This window comes from Thauera carbonicopians (genome assembly GCF_025699485.1).
In the GTDB taxonomy this organism is placed as follows: domain Bacteria; phylum Pseudomonadota; class Gammaproteobacteria; order Burkholderiales; family Rhodocyclaceae; genus Thauera.
Genome location: NZ_JANUXN010000003.1, coordinates 36994 through 56604 on the forward strand (window position 1 = coordinate 36994; position 19611 = coordinate 56604).

The window sequence follows — 19611 nt, forward strand, 5'->3', positions numbered from 1 at the left end:
GCCTTCGTCATCGTCCACGCCACCGCTTTCGATCCGGTGGCTTCTGGTTTCCCGGATGTCTCTAGTCGGCCACAAGACCCCTCCGATCTTCAAGCGCGGACTGACACCCGTCGCGCGCCTGTCGGTGTTCGTCGCCATCTGCCTGGTGCTGCTGGTGGCGGACCTGCGTTTCCGTTATCTGGAAGTGGTGCGCAATGCCTTGTCGGTGGTGACCTACCCGCTGCAGATGGCCGCCGCCAAGCCGGCCGACTTCGTGCGCAACGCCTCGCGCTATTTCGCCACCCTGGTCGAAGTCCAGCTCGAGAACGCCGAGCTGCGCCGGGACCATCTGACGACCGGCGAACGTCTGCTGCGCTTCGAGCTGCTCGAAAAGGAGAATGCCGAACTCCGCGGCCTGCTCGGCATGTCGCAGCGCATCGACGTCAAGAGCGTTGCCGCCGACATCCTCTACAACGCGCCCGACCCCTTCGCCCGCAAGGTCATCCTCGACCGCGGCGCGCAGCAGGGCGTCGAAGCCGGGCTGGCGGTGATCGACGCCAAAGGCGTGGTCGGCCAGGTCACGCGCGTGCATCCGGTGCAGTCCGAGGTCACCCTGCTCACCGACCGCAACCAGTCGATTCCGGTCAGCGTGCTGCGCAACGGCGTGCGCGGCGTGCTGTTCGGCACCGGCCGCGGCCGCTTGGAAATGCGCTTCGTGCTGGCCGATGCCGACATCCGTGAAGGCGACCGGCTCGTCACGTCCGGCCTCGACGGCATCTTCGTGCCCGGCCTGCCGGTGGCGGACGTGACCATGGTCGACCGCAGCTCCGATGCCTTCGCCCGCATCGATTGCGAGCCGCTGGCGGACATCGACACCAGCGTGCAGGTGCTGGTGATCGGCCGCACCGCCTACCCGCCGCCTCCGCCGGCACCGGACCAGGAGCGCTGAACGATGCAGCCGACCAACCGTTCCAGCCGCATCCTGCTGCCGGTCAAGCTGTGGTTCGTCTATCTCAGCCTGATCGTCGCGCTCGGGCTTGAATACATCCCGACCGGGCGGGCGCCGGGCATTCCCGACTGGGTGGCGCTGGTACTGGCGATCTGGTGCGTGCGCGAGCCGCAGCGCATCGGCATGGGCGCGGGCTTCGTGCTCGGCCTGCTGGTCGACGTCGGCCAGGGGGCGGCGATGGGCCAGCATGCGCTGGCCTACGTGGTGCTGGCCTATCTGGCCAACGGCGCGGCGCGGCGGGTGATGTGGTTCCCGCTGTGGCAGCAGGCGCTGCATTTCCTGCCGCTGTTCCTGCTGACCCAGGCGCTGATGCTGGTGGTGCGCCTGCTGGCCGGCGCCGAGTTCCCGGGCTGGTCCTACTTCCTTTCCAGCCTGAGCAGTACCGCGCTGTGGGCGCCGCTGTCGATGCTGCTGCTGCTGCCGCAGTACCAGCCGGTCGACCGCGACGACAACCGGCCGATCTGAGGCCACGCAGCGGATGACGGAGATTCGTTCCACCGCCCAGGAGCTCGCCCGCTTCCGCCTGCGGGTGGTGGTGGCGATGCTGTTCGTCTGCGTCTGCCTGGGCCTGCTGGCGGCGCGCTTCCATTACCTGCAGGTGGTGCGCCACGATTACTACCTGACGCGGGCCGAGGACAACCGCATCGCGCTGCTGCCGAAAGTGCCGCATCGCGGCACCATCGTCGACCGCAACGGCGTCGTGCTGGCGCGCAACTACGCCACCTACACGCTGGAGATCACGCCGTCGCAGGTCAAGGACATCCAGGGCACGCTGGACGAACTCGCCACCCTGGTGGCGATCGAGCCGCGCGAACGCCGGCGCTTCATGAAGCTGCTGGAGGAAAGCCGCAGCTTCGAGAGCGTGCCGGTGCGCAGCCGCCTCAGCGACGAGGAAGTCGCCCGCGTGGTATCGCAGCGCTATCGCCTGCCGGGCGTCGACGTGAAGGCGCGGCTGCTGCGCGACTATCCGCAGGGCACGGTGGGGGCGCACGTCGTCGGCTACATCGGCCGCATCAACCAGCGCGATGTCGAGCGCATCGAGGAAGCGGGCGAAACCGCCAATTACCGCGGTACCCAGCACATCGGCAAGGCCGGGCTGGAGCAGTTCTACGAATCCGAGCTGCATGGCACCACCGGCATCGAGCAGGTCGAGGTCAATGCCGGCGGGCGGGCGGTGCGCGCGCTGTCGAGCATCGCGCCGACGTCGGGCAACGACCTCGAGCTGACGCTCGACATCGAGCTGCAGCGCGTGGCCGAAAGCGCCTTCGGCGCGCGCCGCGGCGCGCTGGTGGCGATCGAGCCGTCCACCGGTGGCGTGCTGGCGCTGGTGTCGACGCCGAGCTTCGATCCCAACCTGTTCGTCGATGGCATTTCCACCCAGGACTGGAAGGCGCTCAACGAATCGCCCGACCATCCGCTGCTGAACCGCGCGATCTATTCGGCCTATCCGCCGGGCTCCACGTTCAAGCCCTTCATGGCGCTGGCCGGGCTGGAGACGGGCAGGCGCACGCCGGGGCAGGCGATCGCCGACTTCGGCTATTTCACCCTCGGCAACCATCGTTTCATGGATGACAAGGTCGGCGGCCACGGCATGGTCGACCTGCACAAGTCCATCGTCGTGTCGTGCAATACCTACTATTACCAGCTCGCCCATGATCTCGGCATCGACAACATCGCCAAGTTCATGGCGCCGTTCGGCTTCGGTGCGCGCACCGGCATCGACCTGCCGGGCGAAGCCAATGGCGTGCTGCCCTCGCCGGAATGGAAGCGCCAGCGCTTCCGCCGCGCCGAACAGCAGCAGTGGTTCGCCGGCGAGACGATCTCGGTCGGCATCGGCCAGGGCTACAACGCCTTCACGCCGCTGCAACTGGCCAATGCGCTGGCGGCGCTGGTCAACGACGGCAAGCTGTACCGGCCGCACATCGTGCGCTACGTCGTCGATTCGCGCACCGGGCAGCGGCGTGCGGTGGAACCCGAGCCGCTGCGCGAGATTCCGCTCAAGACGAGCAACATCAGGGCGGTGCGCGACGGCATGGTCGGCGTGAATATCAGCGGTACCGGCAAGCGCGCCTTCCAGGGGGCGGAATACACCTCGGGCGGCAAGACCGGCACGGCGCAGGTGTTCTCGCTGCGCGGCCAGCGCTACGTCGAGGGGCGCGTGCGCGAGCGCCTGCGCGATCATTCCTGGTTCATCGCCTATGCGCCGGCGGAGGCACCGCGTATCGCGCTCGCGGTGCTGGTCGAGAACGGCGGCTTCGGCGCACAGTCGGCGGCACCGATCGCGCGCCAGGTGATGGACTATTACCTGCTGCACCGGCAAGCGGGCGAACCGGCGGCAGAGGATGCCGTCGCCGGCGAACTCGAAGGCGGCGAGCAGGCCGAAACGGCCCCGACCGATGCCGCGGCGGCCGGTGCCGCGGCGGCCGAAGCGCCGGCAGGGAGCCTGCGATGAGCAATTGGCGTTTCAACCCGCTCGCGCTCGTGCGCGCCTTCCTGCGGCCGATCGACCCGATCCTGATGCTGCTGCTGGCGGTGCTGCTCGGTTATGCCTGGGTGCTGATGCAGAGCGCCTCGCCCGAGCGCCTGGACAACCAGGCGCTGCATTTCGCCATTGCGCTGGCGGCGATGTGGGCGATGGCCTGGCTGACGCCCGCGCATCTGCTGCGGCTCGCGCTGCCACTGTATGCGCTCGGCGTGGTGCTGCTGATCGGCGTCGATCTGTTCGGCGAGATCTCGAAGGGCGCGCGGCGCTGGCTCGACATCGGCATCACCCGCATCCAGCCGTCCGAGATCATGAAGATCTCGATGCCGCTGATGCTGGCCTGGTACTTCCACCAGCGCGAAGGCCACACCCGCTTCGTCGATTTCCTCATCGCCGGCGCGCTGCTGGTGGTACCGGTCGGTCTGATCCTGATCCAGCCCGATCTCGGCACCAGCCTGCTGGTCGCCGCTTCCGGCCTGTACGTGATCTATTTCGCCGGCCTGTCGTGGAAGCTGATCGTGCCGCTGATGGTCGCGCTGGTCATCGGCCTGGGCTCGGTCGTCGCCTTCGGCGACACGCTGTGCCAGCCCGAAGTCGATTGGCAGGTGTTGCGCGAATACCAGAAGCAGCGCGTGTGCACCCTGCTCGACCCGACGCGCGACCCGCTCGGCAAGGGTTTCCACATCATCCAGTCCACCATCGCCATCGGCTCCGGCGGGCTGATGGGCAAGGGCTGGATGGAAGGCACCCAGACTCATCTCGCCTTCCTGCCCGAGCGCCATACCGACTTCATCTTCGCCGTGCTGGCCGAGGAATTCGGCCTGATCGGCGCCGTCGTGCTGCTGGCGACCTACCTGCTGCTGATCGTGCGCGGCTTCGTCATCGCGGCCTTCGCGCCCACGCATGCATCGCGCCTGCTCGCCGGCGCGATCACGATGATCTTCTTCACCTATGCCTTCGTGAACATGGGCATGGTCAGCGGCATCCTGCCCGTCGTGGGCGTGCCGCTGCCCTTCATCAGCTATGGGGGAACCGCGCTCGTCACGCTGTGTCTGGGCGTGGGTATCCTGATGAGCATCCAGCGCAGCCGGCTGACGGCGCGCAAGGCTTGAACAACCGAGGAGCGCCGATGAAATCCGATCCTGCCCAGGCCGATGCCGGAAGCGTCAGCACCCCGGCGATGCGGCGATCGCGCTGCCGCGGGCTGGCCGGCGCGGCCGTGCTGGCGTTTGCCGTCGTGCTGCTGTCGGCCTGCGGATCCGCGCCGAAACGCGATGAAGGCAGCGCCGCGGCCGAGCCGCCTGCGGCGAGTGCGGCGAAGCCCGCCGGCCGGGGCGGCGGCTATTACAAGGACGACGGCCCGGACGAGGTGCCGCCCGACAACCTCGACGCCATTCCCGACGCCGAGCCCCGCCTGGAGCCGCTGCACCGCTTCGCCAACCGGCCCTACAACGTTTTCGGCAAGGGCTACGTGCCGGCCACCGAACTCAAGCCTCACCGCGAGCGTGGGCGGGCGAGCTGGTACGGCCGCCGCTTCCATGGCAATCCCACGTCCAGCGGCGAACCCTACGACATGTATGCGATGACCGCCGCGCACCCGACGCTGCCGATTCCGAGCTACGTGCGCGTCACCCACGTGGCCAGCGGGCGCTCGGTGGTGGTGCGGATCAACGACCGCGGCCCCTTCCACAAGGGCCGCATCATCGACCTGTCCTATACCGCGGCCCACAAGCTGGGCTACATCAACGCCGGCAGTGCGGAAGTCGAAGTCGAGCAGATCCTGCCGGACGAACTGCCGTTGCTCGCGGCAGCAAGGCCCGTGCCGCCGATACGTGGCCGCCAGGCCCAGCAGGTCGCCGAAGCCGCGCCGCCACCGGCGCCTGCACAGGCCCCTGCCGAGGTGGTGGACGCCGCGCCGCGCATGCTGCCGCCGCTGGCGCCGTCGGGTGCGGGGGTCAGCGCTGCTGCAGCCGCAGGGCAGAGCGCCGCCGCACGTGTGGTAGCTGCGGCAGTCGATACTGCGGCGGTCGGTGCTGCGGCTCCTGCCGCAATGGAAGCGGGTGACGGCCTGGTGCCGCACATCGCCTCGGCCAGCGCCGGCATCTTCCTGCAGCTGGGTGCGTTCTCCTCGCGCGCCAATGCCGAAGGCTTCAAGGCCTCGGTCGCGGACGAGGTCGGCGAGCATGCGGAGCGCCTCGAACTGTTCGCCGATGGCGAGCGCTTCCGCCTGCATGCCGGCCCCTACGACACGGTCGATGCCGCGCGGGCGGCGGCAGAGCGAATGGGGGCGGCGCTCAAGCTCAAGCCGTTCGTGATCGTGCGCTGAACGGCCGCTGCCGGCTGCTGCGCCGCCGCAGCGGGTTGAAACAAGGCCTTTCGCCTTTGGCCCGCGGCCGGGGTGGCACTTATAATCCGGCGTTCCCGCCAGCTTTTTCCCTCTTCTTTCCGGGTTCCCTCATGCGTTTCGTCCTTGCCGTCCTGATTTCACTGTTTTCCCTTGCCGCGCTGGCGCAGTCCGTGCCGCCGCCGGCGCTGGCCGCCAATACCTGGGTGCTGGCCGACCATGCCACCGGGCAGGTGCTCGTCGACAAGGATGCCGACACCCGCATCGAGCCGGCTTCGCTGACCAAGCTGATGACGGCCTACCTGACTTTCAGCGCGTTGAAGGCGGGCACGCTGACGCCGGACCAGGTGGTGCCGGTGTCGACCAAGGCCTGGCGCATGGAAGGCTCGCGCATGTTCATCGAGCCGAACAAGCCGGTGACCGTCGATGAACTGATCCGCGGCGTGATCGTGCAGTCGGGCAACGACGCCTGCGTGGCGCTGTCCGAGGCGATCGCCGGCAGTGAGGAAGCCTTTGCCGCGCTGATGAATCGCGAAGCCCAGCGCCTGGGCATGACCAACACCAACTTCACCAACTCCACCGGCCTGCCCGATCCGCAGCTCTACACCACGGCGCGCGACCTGGCCCTGCTGGCGAGCGCGATCGTGCGCGACTTCCCCGAGTTCTACAGCCTGTACTCGCTGAAGGAGTTCACCTACAACGGCATCAAGCAGCCCAACCGCAACCGCCTGCTGTACATGGACGCCACCGTCGATGGCATGAAGACCGGCCACACCAGTACCGCCGGCTACTGCCTGGTGTCGACTGCGCAGCGCGGAACCCGCCGCCTGATCTCGGTCGTGCTCGGCGCCGCCTCCGACACCGTGCGGGCGCAGGAGTCGCTGAAGCTGCTGAACTTCGGCTTCCAGTTCTACGACACGGTCAAGCTCTACTCGGCCGACGAGGCGCTGTCGCAGTTCCGCGTCTGGAAGGGCGAGGACAACGAAGTGGCGGTCGGCTTCACCCGCGATTTCGTCATGTCGCTGCCCAAGGAGGCGGCGCAGAACGTCGCCGTGTCGCTGGAGAGCCGCCAGCCGCTGATCGCGCCGCTGGAGAAGGGCCAGCCGGTCGGCACGCTGAAGCTGAGCGTCGACGGCAAGCCGCTGGGCGAATACCCGGTGGTCGCGCTCAAGGACGTGCCGGTGGCCGGCTTCTTCGGCCGTCTGTGGGACGCGATCGTGCTGTTCTTCAAGAACCTCTGAGCGTACACGGCATGAGCGAATACAGCGGCGCGCAGCCGCGCCAGACCCTGATCGAATACCCTTGCGACTTCCCGATCAAGGCCATGGGCGCGCGGGTGGACGGCTTCGCCCAGGCGGTGATCGAAGTGGTGCTGCGCCACGCGCCGGACTTCGAGCCCGCCGGCGCCGAGATGCGGCCGTCGAGCAAGGGCAACTACCTGGCGGTGACCTGCACCTTCCGCGCCACCTCGCAGCAGCAGGTCGATGCGCTGTATCGCGAGCTGACTTCGCACCCGCTGGTCAAGGTGGTGCTGTGATCGTCAAGCGCCTCGGCCTGGTGGACTACGCGCCGGCGCTGGAAGCGATGCGCGTGTTCACCGCCGGGCGCACCGACGACACGCCGGACGAGATCTGGCTGCTGCAGCATCCGCCGGTCTATACCCTGGGACAGGCCGGCAAGGCCGAGCACCTGCTGTGCAACCCGGCCGGCATCCCGCTGGTGCAGATCGACCGCGGCGGCCAGATCACCTACCACGGCCCCGGCCAGCTCGTCGCCTACCTGTTGATCGACCTGCCGCGGCGCCGGCTCAAGGTACGCGAACTGGTCCATCTGATGGAGCAGGCGATCATCGACACCCTGGCCGGGTACGGCCTCGCCGCCGAGCGCAAGGACGGCGCGCCCGGCGTCTACATCGCCGGCGACAAGATCGCCGCGCTCGGCCTGCGGGTCAAGAACGGCTGCAGCTACCATGGCCTCGCGATCAACGTCGATGCCGACCTGACGCCCTTCGGCTGGATCAACCCCTGCGGCTACGAGGGCCTCAAGACCATCCGCATGAAGGATTTCGGTGTGGATGATGGCGCCGAAGCCGTCGGCGAGTGCCTGCTTGCCCATCTGCAGCGCCTGCTGCTGCCGATCGAAGCGCGGGCTGATGCGTACAATCAGCCTGAACAGGCTGCGCAAGAGGCGCCGGCGGGGCCATAATCGCGCTCATCTACCCAGAGCGCCACACCACACAGAGAGCGGACAACATGGAAAACCCGGTGGAAACCCCCGCCCGCAAGCAGCGCGGCGCCGCAAAGACGGCGCGCATCCCGATCAAGATCGTCCCCGCCGAGCGCCTGCAGAAGCCCGACTGGATCCGCATCCGGCTCGGCGCCGGCCAGGAAGCCGAGCGCTTCAACGAGATCAAGGCCACGCTGCGGGAGCACAAGCTGCACACCGTGTGCGAAGAAGCGTCCTGCCCGAACATCCACGAATGTTTCGGCAAGGGCACTGCCACCTTCATGATCATGGGCGACATCTGCACCCGCCGCTGTCCCTTCTGTGATGTCGGCCACGGCCGCCCCGAGCCGCTGAACGCCGACGAGCCGCGCGATCTGGCCAAGACCATCGCGGCGATGCGGCTGAAGTACGTCGTGATCACCTCGGTGGACCGCGACGACCTGCGCGACGGCGGTGCCCAGCACTTCGTCGAATGCATCCGCGAGACCCGCAGCGCCTCGCCGGCGACGACGATCGAAGTGCTGGTGCCCGACTTCCGCGGCCGCATGGAAGTCGCCCTCGACATCTTCGACCAGGCGCCGCCCGACGTCATGAACCACAACCTCGAAACCGTGCCGCGGCTGTACAAGCAGGCGCGCCCGGGGTCCGACTATGCCTATTCGCTCGAACTGCTGCGCCAGTTCAAGGCCCGCCATCCGGACGTGCTGACCAAGTCCGGCCTGATGGTCGGCCTCGGCGAGACCGACGAGGAAATCCTCGAAGTCATGCGCGACATGCGCGCCCACGACGTCGACATGCTGACCATCGGCCAGTACCTGCAGCCCTCCGGCGGCCACCTGCCGGTGCTGCGCTACGTGCACCCGGATACCTTCAAGATGTTCGAGACCGAAGCGCTGAAGATGGGGTTCCGCAACGCCGCCTGCGGCCCGATGGTCAGGTCGAGTTACTGGGCAGATCAGCAGGCGCACGGCGCAGGCGTGGTCTGACCGCCCAGTCGTCGAAGATGCGCAATCGAGGCCTGGCCGGTATCACGTCGGATCCTTACTGGCCTGTGCTTGCGCTCGCGGCACCCGTGTAATCGAAAACCTGGCGCAGGTAGGAAAGAAACACTTCATCGTCGCACAGCGTCTTTCCCGGTGAATCCGACAGCTTGGCCACCGGCATGCCGTTGCAGGTGACCAGCTTCATGACGATGTTCAGGGGTGTCTTGCCGATATCGTTCGTCAGGTTGGTGCCGATGCCGAATGCGAGCTGGGTCCGGTCGGCGAATTTCCTGTAGAGATCGAAAGTCTGCGGGAAGGTAAGGCCATCGCTGAAGACGAAGCGCTTGGTATGCGGGTCGATACGCAGCTTCTCGTAATGCGCGAGCGCCTTTTCGCCCCACTCCACGGGATCGCCCGAGTCGTGGCGCAAGCCATCGAACAGTTTGGCAAAGTAGAGATCGAAGTCGGCGAGGAAGGCGTCCATGCCGACGACGTCGGTCAGCGCGATACCCAGGTCGCCGCGATATTCCTGCACCCAGTCCTCCAGTGCCGCCTGCTGGAATTTGCGCAGCTGCACGCCTGAAGCCTGGTAGGACTGCAGGTATTCATGTGCCATCGTGCCCATCGGCGTCAGCTGCAGGTCCTTGGCCAGCAGGACGTTCGAAGTACCCTTGAAATGCAGGGGCAGTTCCCGTTTCAGCGTCTCGACCACGTCACGCTGCCACGCACCCGAATAGCGGCGGCGCAGGCCGAAATCCGAAATCTCGTACGGATGCCTGGCATGGCCCTGGGCCGTGCTCAGAAACCTGTGAACCTGCTCGATCTTGGCCTGCAGCCGCAACCGCGCTTCGGCAAGGCAGGCTTCGCCGTCACCGAGACGGCGAAAGTACAGCTCGTTCACGATGGCCAGCACATAAATCTCGAAAAGCATCACATGCACTTGAGGGCCGCGTGCGGCGATGGTGAGCTGATTGCCATTGGTGCCGACCTCGATGAAGCGGCGCTGCAGCTGGAACACCGAGAGGAAATCGACGAAATCGGATTTGATGAACCTCAGGCTGCGCAGGTATGCCAGTTCATCCGCCTGGAAGTGCAGCGCGCACAACTCGTCGAGCTCCGCATTCACCTCGTCTGCCAGTTCGGCGAGCGGAAAAGCGGGCCTGTTGCGGCACACGAACCGGTACTCCGCCTGATTCGCCGGATTCCGGTGCAGCATGGTCTGCCACATCGTGAACTTGTACAGATCGGTTTCGAGCAGGCTGGTGATGACTGGGCGCTTCATGGTGTTTTCCAGTAGCTTGGGATCAGGGTGGAAACTTAGCAGCAAAACCGGACGAGCACCCCAGGACACCGGGAAACGATGTGCCTCGCCGTCTTTCACCGATGGCAGTGCTTCGCCAGGACTTACTGGTTCGATGCCTCCAGCGGCTATCGGTGTGAAGGTGAGCGGTTTCATTCGCGATCATTGGCCGGAGGCCCGGCAATTTCATGTTTCGGCAATGTTGCCGAAGGACGCTGGCATGCCCCGCCGGCATGAAAAAATGTCGTGGACAGGGAAGAACTCACAGGCGGTGCGCGGCAGAACGTCGACAATCGGCGTGTTGCCGCGCATGTGCGCGGTGCAGGCTGTGAGGGCAGATGAAGATGTTTTCGAGCGAGGTCGGCGTCAGGACCGGCCAGGTCCAGTCGATGCGGGAGTTTTCGTTCTCCGTGCGGGAGTTCGAGCGTGCGCGCAAGCTGATTCACCGGCTGGCGGGCATTTCGATGTCCGACATGAAGCAGGACATGATGTACGGCCGGCTGGTGCGCTGCCTGCGGGCGAAAGGGCTCAAGAGCTTCGAGGAGTATCTCGACCTGGTCGAAGCCGACCGCGGGCGGGAGCGCCAGGCCTTCATCAATGCGCTGACGACCAACCTGACTTCCTTCTTCCGCGAACCGCATCATTTCCCGATGCTCGCCGAGCATGCCCGCAGCCGTGCCGGCGCGGGGGCCTACCGGGTATGGTGCGCGGCGTCCTCGACCGGCGAGGAGCCGTATTCGATCGCGATCACGCTGGCCGAGGCGCTGCCTGCGGCGCGTGTCGAGATCGTCGCCTCGGACGTGGATACCCAGGTGCTGGAAACCGCAAGGCGCGGCGTCTATGCTGAAGCGCGGGTGCGCGAGCTTGCGCCCGATCGCCTGCGCCGCTTCTTCCAGCCGGCAGGGCAAGGCATGCTGCAGGTGCGCCCCGAACTGTCCACCCGCATCGACTTCAAGCGGATCAACCTGCTCGATGCCGACTGGGGGCTGCGCGGCCAGTTCGATGCCATCTTCTGCCGCAATGTGATGATCTACTTCGACAAGAGCACCCAGCGCCGCATCATCGAGCGTTTTCGTCCGCTGCTGCGCCCCGAGGGATTGCTGATATGCGGCCATTCGGAGAGCCTGCAGAATCATGCCGATCTGTTCCGCAGCCTCGGGCGTACCACTTATGCGCCCGTCCTCCGGCCGGCCTGAGGCGGTTGCCGCGATGGCTTCGCGCCAGCCGCTGGCATCCAACGACAGACTGATCGCCATCGGTGCGTCGACCGGCGGCACCGAGGCCATCCGCGAGGTGCTGGCCGGGTTGCCGACCGGGCTGCCGGGCATCGTCATCACCCAGCACATGCCCGAACGCTTCACCCGTTCCTTTGCCGAGCGCCTCGACCGGACCTGCGCCCTGGTGGTCAGGGAGGCGGTGCATGGCGAGCGCATCCTGCCGGGCCATGCCTATGTGGCGCCGGGGCACTCCCATCTTGCGGTCGTCCGCAGCGGCGGCCATTACCTGGCCGATGTGTCGGGGAGTGCGCCGATCAACCGCCATCGGCCTTCGGTGGATGTGCTGTTCCAGGCGGTCGCCCGGGTGGCGGGGCGCAATGCGGTCGGCGTGCTGCTGACCGGCATGGGCAAAGATGGCGCAGCCGGCCTGCTCGAGATGCGCCGCGCGGGGGCCTTCACCATCGCGCAGGACGAGGCTTCGTGCGTGGTGTATGGCATGCCGCGCGAAGCGGCGGAAATCGGCGCGGCCTGCGAAGTGTTGGATCTGCGCGCGATTCCTGCGCGCATCGTCGGCGAGCTGCGCCAGACGGTGCGCTGAGGGGCGGGGCGTTTTCAGGGGCAGCCGGTGCAGCCGTCGGTCTGGGCGTTGAGGAAGATCGCCTGATCGAGATTGGCGCCGCTGAGATCGGCGTTGACCAGCACCGCGCGGGTCAGGATCGCGCCCTGCAGGTTGGCGCCGGCGAGTGAGGCGCCCTTGAGCTTGGCGGCACGCAGGTTGGCGCGCTGCAGATCGGCCTTGTCCAGCTTCGCGCCTTCGAGCCGGGCGTTGGTCAGGTCGGCGTTTGCCAGCGTGGCGCCGCTGAGATCGGCCTCGGTCAGTACGGCGTTCTGCAGCACGGCGTTGCGCAGGTCGGCCTCGACCAGCGTGGCATTGGCGGCCCGCGCGTTGCGCAGGTTGATGCGCGCCATCGAGGCGCCATTGAAGTTGGTGCCGGTGACGTCGGTGCTGGAAAAGTTCGCCTCGCTCAGCGTCGCGCCGCTGAGGTCCGCGCCCGACAGGTCGGAGCGGGTGAATTGCGAATTGGCCAGATTGACGCCGGCGAGCTGGGCGCCGTTCAGATTGGCATTGGTGCACAAGGTGCCGCGGCGGATGTCGCAGCCGCCGACGCTGCCGGTGCGCTGGGCCTGGGCGGCAAAGGACTGGGCCAGCAGGGCGATGGCGAAGAAGCAGGCGAGAGGCGCATGCAGGTGTGGCCGGTTGAGGTGCCGCCGGCGCAGGTGTTGGGCTGTTGCGAGCAATTTCATCAAAGGGTTCCGCGGGAGCATGGTGCGAGTGGATTGTCGGTGAGCAGGCGCCGGCTGTCACTCCCGCCGTTGCACTCAGATGGAAATGTGCGGACCGGCGTCGGTGTCGTCCAGCTTGCCGTGGGAGTCGGCGAAGCGTTCGCGAATCCGGATCATTCGAGGCAGGGCGCGGCGGAAAGGTTCGATCAGGCCGGGATCGAAGCGCGAACCCACTCCCGCTTCGATGTAGGCCACCGCATCCTCGACGCTCCACGTCGGCTTGTAGGGGCGGCCCGTCAGCAGGGCGTCGAAGACGTCGGCGATCGTGGCGATGCGGGCCAGCAGTGGAATCTCTTCGCCGGCCAGGCCGCGAGGGTAGCCGGAGCCGTCCCAGTGCTCATGGTGGCAGAGGGCGATCTCGCGCGCGGCAGACAGCAGTTCGTCGCTGTGTGTGCCGATGATTTCCGCGCCGATTGCCGGGTGGCGCATCATCATGGCCCACTCTTCCTCGTTCAGCGGTCCGTTCTTGAGCAGCACGGTGTCGCGGATGCCGATCTTGCCGATGTCGTGCATCGGCGAGGCGTGGTACAGCGTCTGCACGACTTTTTCATCCAGTCCGGCCGCCTCGCCGATCAGGCGGCAGTAGTGGCTCATGCGGATGATGTGGTTGCCGGTTTCACCGTCGCGGAATTCGGCCGCGCGGCCGAGCCGGTGGATGATCTGCTGGCGGGTGTTGAGCAGGTCGAGGGTGCGCGCACGGATCTGGCGGGCGAGTTCGCGGTTCTGGTCGTAGAGCGCGAGGTGGGTGCGGACGCGGGCCAGCACGATGGCGGGGTTGACGGGCTTGGTGATGTAGTCGACGGCACCGAGCGCGAGGCCGTGGGCTTCGTCTTCGGTTTCGTTCAGCGCGGTGACGAAGATCACCGGAATGTCGCGGGTTTCCGGGCGCGCCTTCAGGCGCCGGCATACTTCGTGGCCGTCGATGTCCGGCATCCGGACGTCGAGCAGGATCAGATCCGGATGCGGTGGCGTGGCGGCGATCTTCAGCGCCCGTTCGCCGCCGAGCGCGACACGGGTGCGATAGTGCGGCGAGAGAATGTGCCCGAGGATGTCGATGTTGTCCGGCACGTCATCGACCAGGAGAAGAGTGCTTCGCTGGGGGGCTTCGCTCATGGCTGGGTTTTTTCGGGCGTGGGGGGCGGGTCGGCGAGGGCCGGGCAGACCTGGCACAGGGCGCCGAGGCAGTCGAGTGCTTCGTCGAAGCGGTACAGGGCAACGAGTTCGCGGAGCCGCTCGACCAGGTCCGGCTGCTCCAGCCTGTCGAGCGCGGCGGCGAGGGAGGCGAGGTGGCGGCCGCTCTCGCCGTCGTCCGTGCGCAGCAGGCGCTCCAGTTGCTGCAGGCCGGTCCGAAGTGCCTCGAGCCAGGCAGGCATCGTGGCGGCTGTCGCATCGGCGGCGGTGTCGGCGGGTGCGCGGCGGGCGAGCGCTTCCCGGATGTCGCTACCCAGTGTGGCGAGCGCGCCGGCCAGGCCGAGCAGTGCGGCCTCGGCGTCCTGGCCGTTGCGCAGGCGGTTGTCGATGTCGGCGGCACGGGCGGCGAGGGTTTCTGCGCCGATGTTGCCGGCGAGGCCTTTCAGCGTATGGGCGATGCGCACGGCGGTGTCCCTGTCGCCTGCGGCAAGCGCTTGTGAAATCCGCGCCGGCGCGTCGGACTGGGTGTCGCAGAAGCGGCGCAGCAAGGTGTGCAGCAGTTCGGCGTCGCCGCCGAGGCGCTGCAGCGCGGTGTCGAGCCGCAGGCTGGGAATGGCGGGCAGCGTGATGGCATCGCTGCAGGGTTCGGGTGCGCCGCCCGGCAGAGCCGGCTGGCGGGCGCGGGGCTCGATCCATCGGTGGAGGCGGATGAAGAGCCGCTGCACGTCGATCGGCTTGGAGATGTGATCGTTCATCCCTGCGGCCAGGCAGCGTTCGCGGTCGCCGCTCATGGCGTTGGCCGTCATCGCGATGATCGGCAGCCTGGCACAGCCTTCCATCGCGCGGATGCGGCGGGTGGCCTCGAAGCCGTCCATGACCGGCATCTGGCAGTCCATCAGCACGCCGTCGTAGCGGGTGCGGGCGATCAGTACCAGCGCCTCCGCGCCGTTGTCGGCGACGTCCACATGGATGCCGCTGCGGCCGAGGATGTCGATGCTCATCTCCTGGTTCACGGTGTTGTCCTCGACCAGCAGCAGACGGGCGCCGCGGAGTGCGCGCTGGGCTTCGATAAAGTCGGCCTGCATCACCTTCTTGCGCGGCCGGCGCGTGTCTGCTGCGCCGAAGGCAGCGAGAATGCCGTCGAGCAGCGTGGAGGGGGTGACGGGCTTCTCCAGCAGGCCGGCGACCGGCAGATCGCCGAGGCGTTCGTGCAGTTCGTCCCGGCTGAATGCAGTCACCATGACGAAGCAGGGCGTCTCGTCGATGCCGGGATGGGCACGGATCTGGCGGATGGCTTCGATGCCGCTGGTGTCGGGCATCATCCAGTCCATCAGTACCAGCCGGTAGGGCCGGCCTGCCGCGCAGGCGTCTTCGAGCATCGCCATTGCGCTGGCGGCGTCGGCAGCGGTGTCGGCATGGAATTTCAGCGCATGGAGCATGCCTCGCAGGATGTTCCGTGCATTGGGGTTGTCGTCCACGACCAGCACGCGCATGCCGAGGATGTCCCTGCTGCCGATCTCGAGCCTGCGTTGCCGGTTCTGCAGCCGGAAGGGGGCGCGGAAATGGAAGGTGCTGCCGACGCCCGGTTCGGAGTCGACGCCGAGCTCGCCGCCCATCAGCTCCACCAGACGCTTGCAGATCACCAGCCCCAGGCCGGTGCCGCCATACTTGCGCGAGGTGGATGAATCGGCCTGGGTGAAGGCCTGGAACAGGCGCTGGCGCTGTTCCTCGTCGATGCCGATGCCGGTATCGCGGACGGCGAAGCAGAGCCAGACGCTGTCGTCCAGGGTCCGTTCCCGGCGGATAGTGATGGTGATCTCGCCCTGCGTGGTGAACTTGAGCGCATTGCCAAGCAGGTTGTTGAGCACCTGCCCGAGCCGCAGCGGGTCGCCGCGCAGGCTGGTCGGCACGTCGACGCCGATGTCGAACAGCAGCTCCAGGCCGCGCTCCTGTGCTCTGGCGGTGCCGAGGTCGGCAAGATTGGCGAGCACGTCGTCGAGGAAGAAGTCGATCTCCTCGAACTGCAGTTTGCCCGCCTCGATCTTCGAGAAGTCGAGGATGTCGTTGATGATGCCGAGCAGGGTTGCCGAGGCCGCATGGATTTTCTCGAGGTAGTTGCGCTGGCGCGGACTCAGCGGGCTGTCGAGGGCGAGGTGCGCCATGCCCATGATGACGTTCATCGGCGTACGGATCTCGTGGCTCATGTTGGCGAGGAAGCCGGACTTGAGCCGTGTCGCTTCCTCCGCCATCAGCTTGGCTTCCATTTGTGCCTGTTCGGCCTGCTTCTGCGCGCTGATGTCGATCAGCGCGCCCACCAGGCCGGCGGTCTTGCCGTCGCTGCCGCGGTGGCCGCTCAGGCTGTAGAGCACGTCGTGCACCTTGCCGTCGGCGTAGGGCAGGCGCATTTCGGCGGTGAAGGTGCCGCCCTCGCGCAGCACGCGCTCGTTGGCTTCGTGGTAGATCAGGCGGTCCTCGGCAGGTACCTGCATGAACTGCAGCACGCTCTTGCCCAGCAGCGTTTCCCGTTCTATGCCGAACGCATCGAGGAAGGCCTGGTTGAAGCCGAGGTAGCGGCCCTCGCCGTCCTTGAAGAACATCGGATGCGGCAGGGTGTTGAGCAGCGCGCGCTGGAAGGTGAGCTGGTCGGCAATGGTCTGCTCGTAGGTTTTGTGCTGGGTGACGTCGCGCACCGTCACGCAGGTGCAGGCCGGCCCGCCACCCTGGTCGGGCAAATGGGTGAGACCGAGTTCGACGGGAAATTCACTGCCGTCGCGCCGGGCCGCACGGAAGCTGCCCGGGGCCTTGCCGAGATGGAGATGGCCGTCGGCGCAGTTGTTGAAGTGCGCCCGCATGGCGGCATGCCGCGGGCGGACGTCCGCGGGGACGAGTTCGTCCACGCCGAGGCCGACCAGGCTGCCGGCCGGATAGCCGAACAGCTCGTGCGCCTTCGGGTTTGCGATGATGATGGTGCCGCCGGCATCGACGATGAGCATGCCGTCCGGCGAAAACTCGATGATCTGGCGATACCAGGTTTCGGCAGGGCCGAGTCGTTCGCGCTCGGCGTCGATGCTGCGGACGGCGTGGCGATGGAAAACCTGCATCAGCGCTGCGACTGCGGCGATGCCGGCCAGGACCAGGGCGGCCGAAGCGGGTACGCCGTACTGCCCATGCGCAAGCAGGAAACCCAGCAGCACGCTCGATACCGCCGCCGTCAACAGAACGGCCAGTCCTCCGGTGAATCTCGAGCGATCGCGTATGGGTTTCAATGTGGCGTTCTGGTCCATGACAAAGTATTGCGGGGCTGCGGCCATCCCGGTGTTCGCCCAAGTCTTGCAGGCGTCAGGCATGCGCATGGTTCCGGCCGTTTCGCAATGAGGCTCGTTCGCGGATGAATGCCCAATGTGGGGAGTGTAGTATGCAGGCGTCCTGCTTGCCATCCCTGGACCGGTTTCGGCGCGCCGGCCGGGCGGCATCCGGTGCCCGTTCGGCTAGAATGGCCGGCCGCCGTGCCCTCGCCGAACCGATGTCCGCCCTCCTCAACGCGCCGCAGCGCGAAGCAATCCGCTATCTCGATGGCCCCTGCCTGGTGCTGGCGGGTGCGGGCAGCGGCAAGACGCGGGTGATCACCCACAAGATCGCCCACCTGATCGACGAGTGCGGGCTGAGTCCCGCCAACATCGCCGCGATCACCTTCACCAACAAGGCGGCGAAGGAAATGCAGGAGCGCGTCGCCCACCTGATGGGCGGGCGGGCGCCGAAGGGCCTGACCGTGTGCACCTTCCACGCCCTGGGCGTGCGCATCATCCGCCAGGAAGCCGTGCATTGCGGCCTGAAGCCGCAGTTCTCCATCCTCGATGCGTCCGACACGGTGCAGATCGTCGCCGACGTCGCCGGCGACAGCGACAAGGGCATCGCCAAGCAGATGCAGTGGCAGATCTCGTCGTGGAAGAACGCGATGATCACCCCCGAGGAGGCGGCGCAGCTTGCCGACAACGAGATCGCCTCGGTCGCGGCGAAGCTGTACAAGGAATACGAGCGCACCCTGCGTGCCTACCAGGCGGTGGATTTCGACGACCTGATCTCGCTGCCGGTGCGCCTGTTCGACGAGCACCCCGAAGTGCGCGAACGCTGGCAGAACCGGCTGCGCTACCTGCTGGTGGATGAATACCAGGATACCAACCGTGCCCAGTACCGGCTGTTGCGCCTGCTGTCGGGCGTGCGCGGCGCCTTCACCGCGGTGGGCGACGACGACCAGGCCATCTATGCCTGGCGCGGCGCCGACGTGGAGAACCTGCGCCTGCTGCAGCAGGACTATCCGAAGCTGAAGGTCATCAAGCTCGAACAGAACTACCGCTCCTCGCGCCGCATCCTCGAAGCTGCCAACACCGTCATCGCCAACAACGAGAAGCTGTTCGAAAAGCGCCTGTGGTCCGAGCACGGCATCGGCGAGCAGATCGTCGTCACCAACTGCCGCGACGCCGAGCACGAGGCCGAATGGGTGGCGACCAAGCTGTCGGCGCACAAGTTCGAGAATCGCACCCAGTTCAAGGACTACGCGATCCTGTACCGCGGCAACCACCAGGCCCGCATCATCGAGCAGCAGTTGCGCAACAACCGCATTCCCTACGTGATGTCGGGCGGGCAGAGCTTCTTCGACAAGGCCGAGATCCGCGACCTGATCGCCTACCTGCGGCTGATGGTCAACGAGGACGATGACCTCGCCTTCATCCGCGCCATCACCACGCCGCGCCGTGGCGTCGGCGCGGCCACGCTCGAAGCGCTCGGCGCCTATGCCGGCCAGCGCCACGTCAGTCTGTTCGCCGCGGTGTTCGAGGAAGGGCTGACCCAGCACCTGAACGCCAAGCAGCTCGGCGGCGTGCAGGAGTTCGCCGGCTTCATCAACCGCCTGCAATACCGCGCTCCGCGCGAAGCCGCTGCGCAGCTGCTGGAAGACCTGCTCGGTGCCATCGGCTACGAAGCCTGGCTGTTCGAACATTGCGACACGCGCGAGGCAGAGTCGAAATGGAGCAACGTGCGCGACTTCGTCGGCTGGCTGGGCAGGAAGGGCGAGGAGGACGGCAAGAATCTGATCGAGCTGACCCAGACCATCGCGCTGATGTCCATGCTCGACAAGGAAGACCCGGATTTCGACGGCGTGCAGCTGGCCACGCTGCACGCCTCCAAGGGGCTGGAGTTCCCGCACGTGTTCCTGATCGGCGTCGAGGAAGGTCTGCTGCCGCACCAGAGCAGCATCGACGAGGACAAGATCGAGGAGGAGCGCAGGCTGATGTACGTCGGCATCACCCGCGCCCAGCGCAGCCTCAACATCACCTGGTGCGAGCGGCGCAAGTCCGGACGTGAATTCCGCCCCTGCGAGCCGAGCCGCTTCATCGCCGAGATGGGCGACGACGTTCGCGTCAATGACCGCAGGACCGCGGCGCCGGTGTCGAAGGAAGAAGGCAAGGCGCGGCTGGCGAACTTGCGGGCGATGTTCGAATCGCGGGCGAAGGACTGATGGCGGATGCTGCGGCTCACGGCGGACATGAAAAAGGCAGCCGCAGCTGCCTTTCCGGAGTGCGTGCTGCCCTGGCGGGCA

General features: G+C 66.9%; 16 protein-coding genes. 12 read left to right on the forward strand and 4 right to left on the reverse strand.

Annotation, left to right across the window (positions count from 1 at the left end; genetic code table 11):
• Window positions 1–55: 55 nt before the first annotated feature.
• From mreC to lipA, 9 genes are all read left to right on the forward strand, one after another.
• On the forward strand, window positions 56–928 hold the full coding sequence (gene mreC, locus NX068_RS05210) for a rod shape-determining protein MreC (RefSeq protein ID WP_263460232.1): 873 nt from the start codon (window positions 56–58) through the stop codon (window positions 926–928).
• Window positions 929–931: 3 nt separating this feature from the next.
• Complete coding sequence (gene mreD / locus NX068_RS05215) at window positions 932–1453, forward strand: rod shape-determining protein MreD (RefSeq protein WP_263460233.1); 522 nt, start codon at window positions 932–934, stop codon at window positions 1451–1453.
• 13 nt (window positions 1454–1466) lie between these two features.
• Window positions 1467–3440 carry a penicillin-binding protein 2 gene (gene mrdA / locus NX068_RS05220; RefSeq protein WP_263460234.1) on the forward strand — a complete coding sequence of 658 codons (1974 nt, stop codon included), beginning with the start codon at window positions 1467–1469 and terminating at the stop codon, window positions 3438–3440.
• Entirely contained in the window at window positions 3437–4582 is a 1146-nt protein-coding gene (gene rodA, locus NX068_RS05225) for a rod shape-determining protein RodA (protein ID WP_263460235.1), read from the forward strand. Before mrdA ends, rodA begins: the two co-directional genes overlap by 4 nt.
• 17 nt (window positions 4583–4599) lie before the next feature.
• Window positions 4600–5796 (forward strand): septal ring lytic transglycosylase RlpA family protein, encoded by a 1197-nt coding sequence (locus tag NX068_RS05230; RefSeq protein WP_442806690.1) that lies wholly within the window; start codon window positions 4600–4602, stop codon window positions 5794–5796.
• Window positions 5797–5927: 131 nt separating this feature from the next.
• On the forward strand, window positions 5928–7055 hold the full coding sequence (locus tag NX068_RS05235; RefSeq protein ID WP_263460236.1) for a D-alanyl-D-alanine carboxypeptidase family protein: 1128 nt from the start codon (window positions 5928–5930) through the stop codon (window positions 7053–7055).
• An 11-nt stretch (window positions 7056–7066) separates the two neighbouring features.
• Entirely contained in the window at window positions 7067–7351 is a 285-nt protein-coding gene (locus NX068_RS05240) for a YbeD family protein (RefSeq protein ID WP_263460237.1), read from the forward strand.
• Window positions 7348–8019 (forward strand): lipoyl(octanoyl) transferase LipB, encoded by a 672-nt coding sequence (gene lipB / locus NX068_RS05245; RefSeq protein WP_263460238.1) that lies wholly within the window; start codon window positions 7348–7350, stop codon window positions 8017–8019. Before NX068_RS05240 ends, lipB begins: the two co-directional genes overlap by 4 nt.
• A gap of 59 nt (window positions 8020–8078) precedes the next feature.
• On the forward strand, window positions 8079–9026 hold the full coding sequence (lipA, locus tag NX068_RS05250) for a lipoyl synthase (protein WP_068636735.1): 948 nt from the start codon (window positions 8079–8081) through the stop codon (window positions 9024–9026).
• A 55-nt stretch (window positions 9027–9081) separates the two neighbouring features.
• On the opposite strand, the gene pncB is transcribed toward lipA, so the two are convergent.
• Window positions 9082–10479, reverse strand: coding sequence for a nicotinate phosphoribosyltransferase (pncB, locus tag NX068_RS05255; protein WP_263460239.1), 1398 nt, complete (start codon window positions 10477–10479; stop codon window positions 9082–9084).
• Between the two features lie 182 nt (window positions 10480–10661).
• Here pncB and NX068_RS05260 point away from each other — a divergent pair, with 182 nt between their 5' ends.
• Together NX068_RS05260 and NX068_RS05265 are read left to right on the forward strand one after the other, a co-directional pair.
• The gene (locus NX068_RS05260) at window positions 10662–11519 is read left to right on the forward strand and encodes a CheR family methyltransferase (RefSeq protein WP_263460240.1); all 858 of its coding nucleotides are present in this window, start codon (window positions 10662–10664) and stop codon (window positions 11517–11519) included.
• Window positions 11520–11532: 13 nt separating this feature from the next.
• A complete protein-coding gene (locus tag NX068_RS05265; RefSeq protein ID WP_327084803.1) occupies window positions 11533–12138 on the forward strand; it encodes a chemotaxis protein CheB in 606 nt (201 codons plus the stop codon).
• Window positions 12139–12152: 14 nt separating this feature from the next.
• On the opposite strand, the gene NX068_RS05270 is transcribed toward NX068_RS05265, so the two are convergent.
• The 3 genes from NX068_RS05270 to NX068_RS05280 form a co-directional block, all read right to left on the reverse strand.
• The gene (locus NX068_RS05270; RefSeq protein WP_263460241.1) at window positions 12153–12845 is read right to left on the reverse strand and encodes a pentapeptide repeat-containing protein; all 693 of its coding nucleotides are present in this window, start codon (window positions 12843–12845) and stop codon (window positions 12153–12155) included.
• Between the two features lie 75 nt (window positions 12846–12920).
• Complete coding sequence (locus tag NX068_RS05275) at window positions 12921–13997, reverse strand: HD-GYP domain-containing protein (RefSeq protein WP_263460242.1); 1077 nt, start codon at window positions 13995–13997, stop codon at window positions 12921–12923.
• On the reverse strand, window positions 13994–17299 hold the full coding sequence (locus NX068_RS05280) for a response regulator (RefSeq protein WP_263460243.1): 3306 nt from the start codon (window positions 17297–17299) through the stop codon (window positions 13994–13996). The genes NX068_RS05275 and NX068_RS05280 overlap by 4 nt, the downstream gene beginning before the upstream one ends.
• Before the next feature lie 239 nt (window positions 17300–17538).
• Between NX068_RS05280 and NX068_RS05285 the strand changes: the two genes are divergently transcribed.
• On the forward strand, window positions 17539–19530 hold the full coding sequence (locus tag NX068_RS05285; protein WP_263460244.1) for a UvrD-helicase domain-containing protein: 1992 nt from the start codon (window positions 17539–17541) through the stop codon (window positions 19528–19530).
• Window positions 19531–19611: the final 81 nt, after the last annotated feature.

Bases quoted from the DNA above. Each gene is read 5' to 3' on its own strand.
- NX068_RS05270 (WP_263460241.1), bottom strand. From the start codon at position 12,845: ATGAAATTGCTCGCAACAGCCCAACACCTGCGCCGGCGGCACCTCAAC.
- NX068_RS05240 (WP_263460237.1), top strand. From the start codon at position 7,067: ATGAGCGAATACAGCGGCGCGCAGCCGCGCCAGACCCTGATCGAATAC.
- NX068_RS05235 (WP_263460236.1), top strand. From the start codon at position 5,928: ATGCGTTTCGTCCTTGCCGTCCTGATTTCACTGTTTTCCCTTGCCGCG.
- NX068_RS05275 (WP_263460242.1), bottom strand. From the start codon at position 13,997: ATGAGCGAAGCCCCCCAGCGAAGCACTCTTCTCCTGGTCGATGACGTG.
- NX068_RS05230 (WP_442806690.1), top strand. From the start codon at position 4,600: ATGAAATCCGATCCTGCCCAGGCCGATGCCGGAAGCGTCAGCACCCCG.
- mreD (WP_263460233.1), top strand. From the start codon at position 932: ATGCAGCCGACCAACCGTTCCAGCCGCATCCTGCTGCCGGTCAAGCTG.
- NX068_RS05285 (WP_263460244.1), top strand. From the start codon at position 17,539: ATGTCCGCCCTCCTCAACGCGCCGCAGCGCGAAGCAATCCGCTATCTC.
- mreC (WP_263460232.1), top strand. From the start codon at position 56: ATGTCTCTAGTCGGCCACAAGACCCCTCCGATCTTCAAGCGCGGACTG.
- NX068_RS05280 (WP_263460243.1), bottom strand. From the start codon at position 17,299: ATGGACCAGAACGCCACATTGAAACCCATACGCGATCGCTCGAGATTC.
- NX068_RS05265 (WP_327084803.1), top strand. From the start codon at position 11,533: ATGGCTTCGCGCCAGCCGCTGGCATCCAACGACAGACTGATCGCCATC.
- pncB (WP_263460239.1), bottom strand. From the start codon at position 10,479: ATGAAACCGCTCACCTTCACACCGATAGCCGCTGGAGGCATCGAACCA.
- mrdA (WP_263460234.1), top strand. From the start codon at position 1,467: ATGACGGAGATTCGTTCCACCGCCCAGGAGCTCGCCCGCTTCCGCCTG.
- rodA (WP_263460235.1), top strand. From the start codon at position 3,437: ATGAGCAATTGGCGTTTCAACCCGCTCGCGCTCGTGCGCGCCTTCCTG.
- NX068_RS05260 (WP_263460240.1), top strand. From the start codon at position 10,662: ATGAAGATGTTTTCGAGCGAGGTCGGCGTCAGGACCGGCCAGGTCCAG.